Below are 13,447 nucleotides of genomic sequence, written 5' to 3' on the forward strand. Positions count from 1 at the left end.
CCCGTACTGTCCGGTCCCCGGCGGCTCGGGCGGACGTCAACAGCGTCCAATGGTCGTCTTGCGTTACGTTGCTCCTCCGCTGGGGTACAAGTCGAGGCACGGCGGGTGAAGATCAACGGTCGCGGGGTGCTGGCCGGAGCGGGAGGCTGTATGAGCTCGGCCCAGGGGGGCGCGGACGTCGGGCAGTCCGTCGCGCCCGGCCCGGAAGCTTCTCCGATGCTGGCGGCGGCGTTCGCGGCCGGTGGCGAGATGGGTGAGCGGCTGGGCCGCTTCGACTGGTCGACCGGCCCGCTCGGCGGGCCCGGCCACTGGCCGCCGGCGCTCTCCAACGCGGTCGGCATGATGCTCGCCTCCAGCGCGCAGATCGTGATGTTCTGGGGCGACGAGCAGCTCGCCTTCTACAACGACGCCTACCGACCGACCATCGGCGGCAAACATCCGGACGTGCTCTGCCAACCGGCCCGGCACCACTGGGCGGAGACCTGGGCGGTGCTCGGCCCGCTGCTCGACGGCGTGCGGAGCACCGGGCGCTCCTATCGGGGCAACGACCACCCGTTCCTGCTCGACCGGCACGGTTTCGTCGAGCAGACCTACTTCAACGTCTCGTACGACCCGATCCGGGGTGACGACGGCTCGGTCAGTGGCGTCTACTGCATCGTCAACGAGACCACCGGCCGGGTGCTCGGCGAGCGCCGGCTGCGAGCACTGGCCGAACTGGGCGCCGAGTTGACTGACACCGGCAGTGCGGCCGAAGTGGGTCGGACCGCCGTCGGGGTGCTCGGCCGGCACCGGGCGGACGTGCCCTTCGCCTTGATCTACCTGGCCGACGAGAGCGGTCGTCTCGCCCTGGCCGGGTCCACCGGCACCGCCCCGGCCACCGTCGGCGACACTGCCGAGCTGCTGGCCCGGGTCACCGCCGACACCGCGCCCGCGACCGTCGACGTGGCCGATCTGCTCGATCCGCCGCCAACCGACGCCGCCGACCAGGCTCTCGTGCTGCCCCTCACGGCGACCAACCAAACGGTCGGCGCGCTTGTCGTCGGCGTGGCCCGCCAGCTCCCGCTCAGTGACGACTACCGCAACTTCCTGGAGCTGGTCGCCGCCCAGATCTCCCGTGCGGCCGGTACGCAGCGGGCCTACGAGCAGGAGCGGGCCCGCGCCGCCGAGCTGGCCGCGCTGGATCTGGCGAAGACCAACTTCTTCGCCAACGTCAGCCACGAGTTCCGCACCCCACTGACCCTGGTGCTCGGCCCGCTGGAGGACATGCTGGCCGACCCGAAACTGCCCGCGGCCGAGACCGACCGACTCACCAAGATGCACCGCAACGCGCTGCGCCTGCTGAAACTGGTCAACACCGTGCTCGATTTCTCCCGACTGGAGTCCGGTCGGCTCGCCGCCCGCTACCAGCCCACCGACCTCGCCAGCTACACCGCCCGGCTGGCCAGCACCTTCCGCTCGGCGACCGACCGGGCCGGGTTGCGGCTGGTGGTGGACTGTCCACCGTTGCCGGCGCCGGTCTTCGTCGACCGGGACATGTGGGAGAAGATCGTCCTCAACCTGGTGTCGAACGCTGTCAAGTTCACCTTCGACGGCGAGATCCGGGTGCGGATCCGGGCCGTGGACGGCGCGGCCCGCCTGGAGGTGACGGACACCGGCATCGGGATCCTGCCGGACGAGCTGCCGCACGTCTTCGAGCGGTTCCACCGGGTTGCCGGGGCGCGCGCACGCACCCACGAGGGCACCGGGATCGGCCTGGCGCTGGTCCGGGAACTGGTCGAGATGCACGGCGGCGAGGTCGGGCTGACCAGCCGGGTCGACGAGGGCAGCACCTTCACGGTGACCGTCCCGTTCGGATCGGCACACCTGCCCGCGGACCGGGTGGCGGCCTTCGACCCGCTGCCTCCGGGTGAGCCCGAGCAGGCCCGGCTCTACGTGGCGGAAACCGCGCTGTGGACCGGCGTCGAGCCGGCGCCCGAGTTCGCCGGTCGGCCGCCGAACGGCGTACCGGCCGGCCGCATCCTGGTCGTCGACGACAACGTGGATCTGCGCGAGCACGTCAGTCGACTGCTCTCCCCGACCTGGGAGGTGGTCACCGCCAGCGACGGGCTGGTCGCCCTGCCGCTGGCCCGCGAGGGCGGGTTCGACCTGGTGCTCAGCGACGTGATGATGCCCCGACTCGACGGATTCGGGCTGGTCAGCGCGCTGCGTGCGGACCCGCGTACCCGTCATGTCCCGATCGTGCTGCTCTCCGCCCGGGCCGGCTCCGCGGAGGCCGTCGCCGGCCTCTCCGCCGGTGCCGACGACTACCTCACCAAGCCGTTCTCCAGCCAGGAGTTGGTCGCCCGGGTCCGGGCCAACGTCGAGCTGGGCCAGCTCCGTGGCCAGATCATCCGTCGGCTCCGGGCGCTGGCCGACGCGGCGGTGGCCGTGAACACCGCCCGGTCCACCGCCGACGTGCTCCAGGTCGCCGCCCGGCACGCGCTGAGCCTCGTCGAGGCCGCGCGGGTGGTGGTCACCGCCGCCGGGGCACGCTCCGAGGCGGACACCGGCGGCGCCACCGCCACCGACCCGTCCTTCGTGGCCGAGCTGACCGGCACCACCGGCGAGCCGCTCGGTGAACTGCGGGTCTGGCGTCCAGCCGGCGACGGCGCGCAGGCCGACGAGGCGGCGTTGACCCAACTGGCCCGGCTGGTCGGGGTGCGCCTGGAGAACGCCCAGCTCTACGAAACCGAACACCGCATCGCGACGACCCTGCAGCACAGCCTGCTACCCCGGTCACTGCCGCAGCTACCCGGAGCGGTGCTGGCCAGCCGGTACCTGCCCGGCACCGCCGACGTCGAGGTCGGCGGCGACTGGTACGACGCGTTCATCGTCGAGGACGGCGACCTGGTGCTGGTCATCGGAGACGTGGTCGGCAAGGGCGTCCAGGCCGCCGCGGCGATGGGGCAACTGCGCAACGCGCTGCGGGCGTACCTGCTGGAGGGCTACGACCCGGGCGAGGCGTTGACCCGGCTCAACCGACTGGTCGGCTCCACCGATGGCCGCTCCTTCGCGACTGTGGTCTGTCTGCTGTCCAACCCGCGCACCGGCCGGCTGCGGTACGCGAGCGCCGGCCACCCGTCCCCGCTGCTGATCAGCGGAGGTGACGTGTCGTTCCTGCACGACCGCGCGCTCGGCCCGCCGGTCGGCGCGATCCCCGGAGCGACGTACGAGGCGGTCGAGGGCGAGTTGGCACCCGGCAACCGGCTGTTGCTCTACACCGACGGGCTGATCGAGGACCGTCAGCTCGACATCGATGCCGCGCTGGCCCAGCTGTGCGTCGACGCGGCGATCCCCAGTGAGCACGTGGTGGACCTGATCGACGCGGTCGTCGAGCGGGTCGACGGGCGTCCGCGCCGCGACGATGTTGCGGTCCTCGCCCTCGAGGCGTCGGAGCTGAACCGTTTCGCGTTGCGGCTGCCGGCGGACCCGACCCGGCTCAGCGTGCTACGCAAGCGCCTGGAGGATTTCCTCGTGGCGCACGCCGTCGACGAGACGGACGTGTTCGACCTGACCGTGGCGGTCTCCGAGGCCGCGGCCAACGCCATCGAGCATCCGGTCCACCCCGCCGAGGCCGTGATCAGCGTCGAGGTGGCCATCGAGGATCGGACGGTGACGGCCACCGTGCGCGACAGCGGGCAGTGGCGTGAGTCGACCGGCTCCGGGTTCCGGGGGCGTGGCCTCACGCTGATCAGGGCGTTGGGTGAGCTGTCGGTGCGGCGTACCGACGAGGGCACCGAGGTGACGCTGCGCCGGCAGCTGCGGAGTTGACCGTCCGCCCGGCGGCGGCCGGGTCGTCTCAGCTGGGCCGGAGCCAGCTCTGCTCGCCCAGGCCGGAGATCTCCAGCACCCGGCGGACCTGCCGCGACGGCAGGACGGTGAGCACGCCCGAAAACTGCTGGGCCAGCCGGACCAGGGCGTGGATGGCCGCCGAGTCGAAGAAGGTGACGGCGCTCAGGTCGAGGGTGATCTGCTTGGCGGGCTCGCGCAGCGCGGTCTGGAGCATGGTGTCGGCGGTGGCCATGTCGACCTCACCGGCCACCACCACCTGGAGGTGGTCACCGTCGATCTCCGCGCTGGCGGAGAAGACTGGTGGTGCTCCCCCTTGATCCACGCTGACACCATGGCACAGCCGACCTGGTGGGGCAACAACCCCCGCGCGGCGCCCGTGGCGTGGGTCACCAGCGGCACCGGCGATAGGCTGGCGGCATGACCGTCCGTCCGCCGCTGACACCAGGCACGCTCTCCCCGATGCGTCCGGTGCCACCCCAGATCGCCCGACCGGAGTACGTGGGCAAGGAGCGCCCCGTCCAGTGGCGCGGCTCGCACGTGCAGACGCCGGAGACCATCGAGAAGATGCGGATCGCCAGCCGGCTCGCCGCCCAGGCGACCCAGTTGGCCGGCGAGCACTGCAAGCCCGGCGTGACCACCGACGAGATCGACCGGGTGGTGCACGAGTTCCTCTGCGACCACGGCGCGTACCCGTCGACGTTGGGCTACAAGGCCTTCCCGAAGTCCTGCTGCACCAGCCTCAACGAGGTCATCTGCCACGGCATCCCCGACTCCACGGTGCTGCAGGACGGCGACATCATCAACGTCGACGTCACCGCGTACATCGGTGGGGTGCACGGCGACACCGACGCCACCTTCTGCGTCGGCGCGGTCAGCGAGGAGGCCCGGCTGCTTGTCGAGCGGACCCACGAGGCGATGATGCGCGGCATCCGCGCGGTCGCCCCGGGCCGGCAGATCAACGTGGTGGGCCGGGTCATCGAGTCGTACGCCAAGCGGTTCGGCTACGGCGTGGTCCGCGACTTCACCGGCCACGGCATCGGCGAAGCCTTCCACAGCGGGCTCTACGTGCCGCACTACGACAGCCCGCGGCCCACGGACATCATGGAGCCGGGCATGACGTTCACCATCGAGCCGATGATCACCCTGGGCACCTACCAGTACGACATGTGGGACGACGGGTGGACCGTGGTCACCAAGGACCGGAAGTGGACGGCCCAGTTCGAGCACACCATCGTGGTGACCGACGACGGCCACGAGATCCTGACCCTGCCGTGACCGACACCCCAGCGGCGCTGCGCGAGGCGCACCACGCGGACGTCTCCGGCGGGTGGCTGCGCCCGGCAGTCTTCGGTGCGATGGACGGTCTGGTCACCAACATCGCCCTGATCGCCGGTGTCGGCGGCGGCGGGGTGTCACCCCGCAGCATCGTGCTCACCGGCTCCGCCGGCCTGGTGGCCGGCGCGATCTCGATGGGGCTCGGCGAATACACAAGCGTCCGCTCCGCCAACGAGCAGGTCGCCGCCGAGGTGGCCAAGGAGCGGCGCGAGCTGGAACGGCACCCCGAGGCGGAGGCCCGGGAGCTGGCCGACGCCTGGGTGGCCCGGGGTCTTCCCCGGGACCTGGCGACCCAGGTCGCCGAAGCGGTGCGGCGCGACCCGGAGGAGGCCCTGCGGGTGCACGTCCGCGAGGAGTTGGGCGTCGACCCCGACGATCAGCCCAGCCCGTGGGCCGCCGCGATCTCGTCGTTCCTGTTCTTCTCGGTGGGCGCGCTGGTGCCGCTACTGAGCTACCTGTTCGGCGCCACCGAGCTGTGGCTGGCGCTCGCCGTCGGCGGGCTGGGGCTGTTCGTCGCCGGAGCGGTGGTAGCCCGCTTCACCCAACGCCCCTGGTGGACCAGCGGGCTGCGTCAACTGCTGCTGGGCGCCGCAGCCGCCGGCGCCACCTACCTGGTCGGCACGCTGATCGGCGTGCCGGGCGGGCTGTGACCCCGGCCAACCCACGGGACCCGCCCTTGTTCGCGACTGAACGTCAGCCTAGCCAGCCGACGGGGGACCGGCCGGCACGCCGCGCCCGGTCGGCACGAGCCGGAAGATGTGGATCTCCCGGCCGCCGGCCCGCCGCACGTACGTGCGGTACGCGGGCCACTCGGTGACCAACAACTGCCACAGCCGGTCCCGTTCGGCGCCGGACGCCCGCTCGGCCCGCACCGGCTCCCGGCGGCCCTTCAGCTGCACCTCCGCGGCGGGATCGGCGAGCAGGTTCATCGCCCAGCCGGGGTGGTGGGTCTGCCCCCAGTTGGAGCCGATCACCACGTAGGCGTCGCCGTCGGGCACGTAGAGCAGCGGGTTGCTGCGTGGCTTGCCCGAGCGGCGGCCGGTCGTCGTGATCACCAGGGACGGGATCAGGCCGAGCGCGACCACCCGCCCCCGGGTGAGTCGACCGACCACCCGGTCGGCGGGGACCAGCAGACGTGCGGCGGCGCCAAACCAGCGATGATGACCGACTCGACGGGTGAGGGTTCCGAGCACTGACACGCGGATCAGTGTGCCGGCTACCGGGCCCCGCCGGCACCCCCCGTACGCGCCCGGCTCGCCAACCGGGCGGTCACGCCACCGGGATCAGTCCAGCTGCCGTTCGATCGGCAGCCGGGCGCGGGTGAACAGGCCCGCCCCGAGCATCGCCACGATCGGGACCAGCACCAGGATCCCGAGCGCGGGCCACGGCACCACATACGGGTACCGGTCGGGTACCGGCCAGTCGTTGGCGTACTGCCGGTTCACCGAGAACAGCACGATCGCGGCGGTGCCCAGCCCGGCCACGATGCCGAGCACCGAGCCCAGGCCGGCGATCACCCCCGCCTGGCAGATCGCCAGCATCCGGCGTAGCGCCGGTGCGGCTCCGACGGCCGCGAGGGTGGTCAGCTCGGCGCGTCCCTCGGCGGCGGCGAGCGCGGTGGCGATCCCGGCCGCACCCATCGTGATGACCCCGGCCGCCGCCGCCAGCAGCAGCAGCAACGGTGAGATGTCGCGCGGAGCACCGCCGTCCTCCACCAACAACGAGAACGCGCCGAAGGGGCGCAGGGCGCTGGCGAACCGCTCCTGCTGGTGCCGGTCCGGCGGGGTGGCAGCGCCGATCACCCAACCGGACGGTGACCAGGTCAGGCCGAGGTGGCGGGCCGCGGACGCGGAGAGCAGCAGCTGGGACTGGCTGACCACGCCGCCCAACGCGTACCCGGGGAAGTCGGCGACCGCGCGCGGCCGGTCCGTCCCGGGATCCACCTCGTTGACGCGTACGGTCACCAGGCCGTCGTGCAGGTAACGCGGGTCGGTCACCACCACGCCGCCGGCGCGCAGCACGGCGGTGGCGGCGGCCGTCGCCGCCGGGTCCGCACCGGTGAGCAGCGGCAGCGCGGTCCCGTCATCCACCCCCGCCTGCACGTAGCCGCCGTTGTAGCTCATCGGCTCGATCCGACAGCGAGGGTCGGCCCGCGCCTGCCGACGGTGCGCCTCGGAGAGGTTGTCCCCGGGCTGCCAGGGGCAGACCTGCGCGGGCGGCAGCTCCGGCGCGACGTCGCAGTAACCCGTCCCGGGTGCGCAACTCAGCGCGTTGATCGGGGCGACCGTGTCGGCGCCCAACTGGTCCCGGGCCATCGCGGCGAGCTGGGCCAGCGGGGGTTGCCGAGCCGACTCGCCCGCGTAGACCAGCACGTGGCCGGTCGGCACCATCGGCCGGTAGGCACGCGAGTCACGGGCGTCGCTGCTGGCCAGGAACCCGCCGAGCGCCACACTGCTGGCCACCGCGGCCATCACGGCGCAGATGGCGGGCGCGGCGGACGCGCGGTTGCGGCTGGCGTCGCGCAACGCGATCCGCGGCGCCAACGGCAACACCCGGCCGAGCCGGGCGAGCGCGCCGATCAGCGTGGGCGTGCAGCACACCAGGCCCAACTCGCCGAGGATCAGGCCGGTGAGGATCACCACCGCGGAGGCACGGGCGGCCCCGAACGCCGCCAACCCCGCCCCACCGACGACCAGCGACAGCCCGAGGGCCAACCACCGGGTCCGGGACACCGGGGGAGTGCGTCGTCCGGCGAGGCCGGCGCTGACGTCCTGCCGCGCGGCGGTCCAGGCCGGTGCCAGCGCGGCGAGCACTCCGGCCAGCACCGCCACCCCACCGAGCAGCACCAGCGCGATCGGCCAGCACCGGTACCCACCGAAGCGGGCGTCGAAGACGTACTGCTCCACCAGCGGACGACCGGCGAACGCCGCGCCGACGCCGACCACCAGGCCGGCGGCGGCGCCCAGCACACCCAGCACCACGCCGTCGGCCAGCACGACCCGACGAAGCTGGGCGGCGTCTCCGCCGGCCACCGCGACGAGCGCCAGATCCCGCCGTCGGCGACGGACGCCGACCGCGAAGGCCGGCCCGACCAGCAGCACGACCTCCAGCAGCCCGAGGCCGGCGATCAGCACGCCGGTGCCCAGGTCGGTGGTTTCGCCGGGGTCGACGGGGCCGAGCCAGATCCGCTCCCGTTCGTCGGCCGAGTCGGCCGGAGGACGGGCGGCGACCAGCACACCCCGGTCGTTGAGCCGGGACACCTGCGCGCCATCGATGGCGCCGGGCACGTCCACCAGCCAGCTGCTCTCCGGTACGGGACTGGTAGGCGGCGCCGCACCCGGATGCAGCGCCACCACCGCGCCGAGATCGTCGGGAAACTCGACCACCCCCACCACGGTGTACGCCCTGCTCCCGTCGGCGAGGGCCACGGCGCGACCGAGGCGCAGGTCCAGGCGGCGTAGCGCCGCCGGGCTCACCGCGACCTCGCCGGGCTGCTCCGGCGCCCGGCCCGCCCGGAATCGCACCAGCCCGCGGGCCAACGGGTCGCCGAGGTCCAGCACCCGCCCCTGCACGTCCTCGTCCCGGTGCGGGCCGCGCAGGGTCAGCGGGATGCCGCTGCGCACCTCGGTGACCCGACTGCCCGGGCCGAGCAGCGCACTCACCTGGGCGGAGGTGGCTCGGGCGTTGGGTGACTCCACGCCGTCCCGGCTGGACCAGGTGCCACCCCACTCGTCCTGTTCGACAGGGGTGTCGGAGATCCAGCGCAGCTCCGCGTCGGCCACGCCGAGCCGGCGGTCCACCCGTTCCTGCGGAGTCAGCGTGGCCATGTCGTAGCTGGCGGCCAGGAAAGCCAGAACGGCCACCGGCAGGGCGATCATCGCGAGCACCAGGGCGGTTCGGCGTCGGGCCCGGCGAGACTCCCGCCGGGCGATCCGCAACGCCGTCCGCCAGGAGCCGGTCAGCTCGGCGAGCCGCCGCCGACCGACCCGCACCGGTGGCGCGACCGGTCGCGCCGCGGCGGTGTCGAACCGGGCAGGTGCCGGCCTGGTACGGCGGACGGTCACCGATCGCTGCCGGACAGCAGCTGCTCGACACTGCCCAGCGGCGCCGTCGTGTCGACAAGGACGCCGTCGCGCAGGAACACCACCCGGTCGGCCCAGCCGGCGTGTCGGGCCTCGTGGGTGACGAGCACTCCGGCGGCCCCCGCGTCGATCCGGCGGCGCAGGAGGTGCAGCACCGCCTCGCCGGTCTGCGAGTCCAGGGCCCCGGTGGGCTCGTCGGCGAGCACCAGCCGGCGTTCGCCCACCAGCGCGCGGGCGATGGCCACCCGCTGCTGCTGCCCGCCGGAGAGCTGGTCGGGGAAGCGGTCACCCAGTGCGGGCAGACCCACCTCGGTGAGCGCGGCCATGGCCAGCGTCCGGGCCCGGCGTCCGCTGGCGCCGTCGAGTTCCAGGGGCAGCGCCACGTTCTCCAGCGCGCTCAGGCTGCCCAGCAGGTTGAGTTGCTGGAAGATGTAGCCGATCCGGCGGCGGCGCAGCTGGGCCAGCCCGCGACGGTCCAGCGCCCCCAGCGGTTGCCCCTCCACCCGGACCTCTCCGCCGGTCGGGCGGTCCAGCCCGCCGGCCAGGGCCAGCAACGTCGACTTGCCGGAGCCGGACGGACCCATCACGGCGACCAGCTCGCCGGGCCGGACGACCAGGCTGACCCCGCGCAACGCGTGCACCGCCGCCGGTCCGGCGCCGTGGGTGCGGTGGACGGCGCGGAGCTCCAGCACCGCGTCGTCCGATCCGCTCACCGTCGCGCCTCCTCGCCCGCCCAGCGCGCCGCGTCCCGCGCGTCGGCATCACCCGGTAGGGGCGGGGGAGGCGCCGGGCCGCTGGGCTGGTGCCGCACCAGACTGGTCTCGCAGTGGTCCAGCCAGCGGACCTCGGCCTCGGCCTGGAACACCATCGAGTCCAGCACGAGGCGCCAGGGGAGGTCCTCCGGCCGGTTGCTGCCGTACTTCAACCGGGTCAACTCCTGCAGAGCCCGCATCGTCGCGCTGCGCTGGGCCTGCACCACCGAGCGGACGTCCACCCCGGGAGTGGTCAGCGCCAGCGCCAGCTTGATCGCCAGCTCGTCGCGGGGCCGGTCGTTGCGGCTGACCGGGGTGGCGAACCAGAGCGCCAGATCCGCCCGGCCGGCGTCGGTGATCTCGTACGGGCGCTGCCCGGCCTCGCTCTCCGGCAGCGGGCGCACCAGACCGTCGCGTTCCAGCCGGGACAGCGTGGTGTAAACCTGCCCGATGTTCAGCGGCCAGGTCGAGCCGGTCGACTCCTCGAACGCGGCGCGCAGCTGGTAGCCGTACATCTGGCCGCGTTCGAGCAGGGCGAGCAACCCGTGTCGGATGGACATGGCAACGGAGTATGCATACCTGGTATGCGTACCGCAACCGGAGCGGAACGGTTCAGGTCGGTCGACCGGGAAACGGGACAGTCAGCGGGGTCGTCCCGGCCGTCTTCCGCCACCGGGTGGCCCGCACCGCGTACTCGACCAGGGCGGCCAGCGCCTGGTCCCGGTCGGCGCCGGTGGTGGACGCCAGAGCCGCCCGCCAGTGCGCGGCCGTGCGCTCCTCCACCTCCGCGGCGAGCCGCAGCGCGCTGGCCCGGTCGGTGACCGGGAACGGCAGCGCGTAGCCGGCGCGGTCCGGCGGCACGACGCCACCGGCCGCGCTCAGTTGCACCACCAGCGTGTCGCGCCGGCTTCGATGCGCGGCCTCGGCCTGGTGTGCGGCCTCCCGCGCCGCCCCGGTGAGGCGGACCCCGATCCGCCCGTAGGCGTAGATGGCCGCGTACTCGGCGGACAGGGCGGCGGCGAGCGCCTCCCCGGCGGACGGCTGCCTCACTTCAGTGCCTCCTGGTGGGTTGCTCGGGCGGCGGCGATCGACCCGAGCAGCGCGGCCCGCTCCGCGCTCGCCGCGGCGCAGGCGGCGGTGGCGGACTGCTGGGCGGTCTTCTCCAGGGCGCGCAGGGTGGTGAGCGTGCCGCCCGGGTCGGTCGCCGGAGTGGCGACCGCGGTTGGCAGGGCGACGCCGATCACCCGGGCCAGCTCGGTGGCGTGCGCGGTGTGCGCCTCGGCGATCGGGCCGAGCCGGTCGGCCAGGTCGGGATGCGCTGCCGCATTGGCCTGGTACGCGGCGGCCAGCGCGAGTGCCTCGTCAACCATCGGCCGCAGCGGGTCCGGTGGTGGCACAGGCTGATCGTCACGGTCGAAAAGATCACAGCCGGTCAGCGGCGCCGCGGCACCGCCGAGCGCCAGCAGAGCCCCGGCCCGCAGGAGCTTTCGCCGCGAATGTCCGGATGCCTGGTCCTGCTGTGTCGTTCTGCCGGTCCCCACCCGACAAGTCAACACCATCCCCGTCGGTCCGGGGGCCACCGACGTCGGTGCGCCGCCCGGTCCACCGACGGGCAGGCGCGTTACGCTCTGCGCAGCCACCGGCGCGTCCGCTCCGGTGGTGCGCCGGCATGTCGGGACGACCGATCACCGTCGACCAGGGAGAGGTGCGGAGATGACGCAGCGTGGCCGTGCCACCAGGTCGACAGGGCGACCCCGCGATGCCGCGGGTCCCCGCGGTGGTGATCTCGCAGCGCGGCGCGCGCGGTTGCGGGCCGTGATCGAGCCCGTGGTCAACGACGCCGGCTACGACCTGGAGGACCTGTCGGTCTCCCGGGCCGGTCGCCGGCACGTGGTGCGGGTGATGGTCGACGCCGACGGCGGGATCGACCTGGACGCCGTCGCGGACGTCTCCCGGGCGGTCTCGGCCGCCCTGGACGCCGCCGAGGAGGCCAGCGGCGACATCGTCGCCGGGGAATACCAGCTGGAGGTCAGCTCGCCGGGCGTCGACCGGCCACTCACCCTGCCCCGCCACTGGCGGCGCAACGTGGGCCGGCTGGTCAAGGTCACCGTCCGGGGCGCTGCCGCGCTGCCCGGCCAGCGTGGCGAGCAGCCCGCCGGTGACCGCCAGCTGACCGGCAGGGTGGTCGCGGCCGACGACGAGGGCGTGCACCTGGAGACCGAGGACGGCCGTACCTCCTGGGCGTACGCCCAGCTCGGCCCCGGCCGCGTGCAGGTCGAGTTCACCCGGCTCGCCGAACTCGGCGAGCCGGACGAGGAGTTCGACGACGCGGACGACTCAGACGAGATCGACGATTCAGACGACATCGACGACGAAGATGATGTGGAGGACGAGGAGAGGTGAACATCGACCTCGCGGCGCTGCGCGCACTCGAGCGCGAGCGGGAGATCCCGTTCGACACGATTCTCGCGGCGATCGAGACCGCGTTGCTGACCGCCTACCGGCACACCGACGGCTCCGAGCCGCACGCCCGGGTGGAGATCGACCGCAGGTCGGGCGCCGCCCTGGTGTACGCGCAGGAGATGGACGCCGACGGCAGCCTGGTGCGGGAGTGGGACGACACCCCGCACGACTTCGGCCGGATCGCCGCCATGACCGCCAAGCAGGTGATCCTCCAGCGTCTGCGGGAGGCCACCGACGAGGTGCACTTCGGTGAGTACGTGGGCCGCGAGGGTGACCTGGTCACCGGCGTGGTGCAGGCGCACGAGACGCGTACCGAGAAGGGCATCGTCAGCGTCGACCTCGGCAAGCTGGAGGGCGTGCTGCCGCAGTCCGAGCAGGTGCCCGGCGAGCGCTACGCCCACGGCGAGCGGGTCCGCTGCGTCGTCGTGCACGTCGCCAAGGGCACGCGCGGGCCGCAGATCACCCTGTCCCGGTCGCACCCGGCGCTTGTCAAGAAGCTGTTCGCGCTGGAGGTGCCGGAGATCGCCGACGGCACTGTGGAGATCGGCGCGATCGCGCGTGAGGCAGGTCACCGCACGAAGATCGCCGTACGCTCCACCACCCCCGGGGTGAACGCCAAGGGCGCCTGCATCGGCCCGATGGGTCAGCGGGTGCGGGCCGTGATGAGTGAACTGCACGGCGAAAAGATCGACATCATCGACTGGTCGGACGACCCGGCCACCTTCGTCGGTAACGCGCTGTCGCCGGCCAAGGCGCTGCGGGTCGAGGTGGTCGACCTGGCCGGTCGAGCCGCCCGGGTGACCGTTCCCGACTTCCAGCTCTCCCTCGCGATCGGTCGGGAGGGGCAGAATGCCCGACTCGCGGCCCGATTGACCGGTTGGCGGATCGACATTCGGTCCGATGCGGAGCAGACCGCCCCGGCCGCGCGTGCGGCAGCTGATCACGTGCGGGAGCCGGGCGGCGCGATCTCGGGCAGCTAGGGGT

At 73.3% G+C, this 13,447-nt stretch carries 12 protein-coding genes; 5 read left to right on the forward strand and 7 right to left on the reverse strand.

All coding sequences use genetic code 11. The features are described from left to right. Nucleotides 1-150 precede the first annotated feature (150 nt). Nucleotides 151-3,810: a SpoIIE family protein phosphatase gene (locus tag ABZU25_RS25355; RefSeq protein WP_355031861.1), complete on the forward strand. Its 3,660-nt coding sequence runs from the start codon at nucleotides 151-153 to the stop codon at nucleotides 3,808-3,810. Nucleotides 3,811-3,838: 28 nt separating this feature from the next. Here ABZU25_RS25355 and ABZU25_RS25360 read toward each other — a convergent pair whose 3' ends face one another. After that, a complete protein-coding gene (locus ABZU25_RS25360) occupies nucleotides 3,839-4,153 on the reverse strand; it encodes an STAS domain-containing protein (protein WP_355031862.1) in 315 nt (104 codons plus the stop codon). A gap of 95 nt (nucleotides 4,154-4,248) precedes the next feature. Between ABZU25_RS25360 and map the strand changes: the two genes are divergently transcribed. Next, a complete protein-coding gene (gene map / locus ABZU25_RS25365) occupies nucleotides 4,249-5,106 on the forward strand; it encodes a type I methionyl aminopeptidase (RefSeq protein ID WP_355031863.1) in 858 nt (285 codons plus the stop codon). Next, the gene (locus tag ABZU25_RS25370; RefSeq protein ID WP_355031864.1) at nucleotides 5,103-5,816 is read left to right on the forward strand and encodes a VIT1/CCC1 transporter family protein; all 714 of its coding nucleotides are present in this window, start codon (nucleotides 5,103-5,105) and stop codon (nucleotides 5,814-5,816) included. Before map ends, ABZU25_RS25370 begins: the two co-directional genes overlap by 4 nt. A 48-nt stretch (nucleotides 5,817-5,864) precedes the next feature. Here ABZU25_RS25370 and ABZU25_RS25375 read toward each other — a convergent pair whose 3' ends face one another. The 6 genes from ABZU25_RS25375 to ABZU25_RS25400 all read right to left on the reverse strand — a co-directional run bounded on the left by ABZU25_RS25375 (nucleotide 5,865) and on the right by ABZU25_RS25400 (nucleotide 11,559). Beyond that, nucleotides 5,865-6,365, reverse strand: a complete 501-nt coding sequence (locus tag ABZU25_RS25375) for a nitroreductase/quinone reductase family protein (RefSeq protein ID WP_355031865.1) — start codon at nucleotides 6,363-6,365, stop codon at nucleotides 5,865-5,867. A gap of 84 nt (nucleotides 6,366-6,449) precedes the next feature. Continuing rightward, on the reverse strand, nucleotides 6,450-9,230 hold the full coding sequence (locus ABZU25_RS25380) for an ABC transporter permease (RefSeq protein ID WP_355031866.1): 2,781 nt from the start codon (nucleotides 9,228-9,230) through the stop codon (nucleotides 6,450-6,452). Next, complete coding sequence (locus ABZU25_RS25385; RefSeq protein WP_355031867.1) at nucleotides 9,227-9,961, reverse strand: ABC transporter ATP-binding protein; 735 nt, start codon at nucleotides 9,959-9,961, stop codon at nucleotides 9,227-9,229. Before ABZU25_RS25385 ends, ABZU25_RS25380 begins: the two co-directional genes overlap by 4 nt. Further along, entirely contained in the window at nucleotides 9,958-10,560 is a 603-nt protein-coding gene (locus ABZU25_RS25390; protein ID WP_355031868.1) for a PadR family transcriptional regulator, read from the reverse strand. Before ABZU25_RS25390 ends, ABZU25_RS25385 begins: the two co-directional genes overlap by 4 nt. Before the next feature lie 52 nt (nucleotides 10,561-10,612). Then, nucleotides 10,613-11,050, reverse strand: a complete 438-nt coding sequence (locus ABZU25_RS25395; protein WP_355031869.1) for a ferritin-like domain-containing protein — start codon at nucleotides 11,048-11,050, stop codon at nucleotides 10,613-10,615. Further along, nucleotides 11,047-11,559, reverse strand: a complete 513-nt coding sequence (locus ABZU25_RS25400) for a hypothetical protein (protein ID WP_355031870.1) — start codon at nucleotides 11,557-11,559, stop codon at nucleotides 11,047-11,049. Before ABZU25_RS25400 ends, ABZU25_RS25395 begins: the two co-directional genes overlap by 4 nt. A 154-nt stretch (nucleotides 11,560-11,713) precedes the next feature. Between ABZU25_RS25400 and rimP the strand changes: the two genes are divergently transcribed. Further along, the gene (rimP, locus tag ABZU25_RS25405) at nucleotides 11,714-12,403 is read left to right on the forward strand and encodes a ribosome maturation factor RimP (RefSeq protein WP_355031871.1); all 690 of its coding nucleotides are present in this window, start codon (nucleotides 11,714-11,716) and stop codon (nucleotides 12,401-12,403) included. After that, nucleotides 12,400-13,443: a transcription termination factor NusA gene (nusA, locus tag ABZU25_RS25410; RefSeq protein ID WP_355031872.1), complete on the forward strand. Its 1,044-nt coding sequence runs from the start codon at nucleotides 12,400-12,402 to the stop codon at nucleotides 13,441-13,443. The genes rimP and nusA overlap by 4 nt, the downstream gene beginning before the upstream one ends. Nucleotides 13,444-13,447 lie beyond the last annotated feature (4 nt).

The sequence above is a fragment of the Micromonospora sp. NPDC005215 genome (assembly GCF_040607915.1).
GTDB lineage: Bacteria > Actinomycetota > Actinomycetes > Mycobacteriales > Micromonosporaceae > Micromonospora.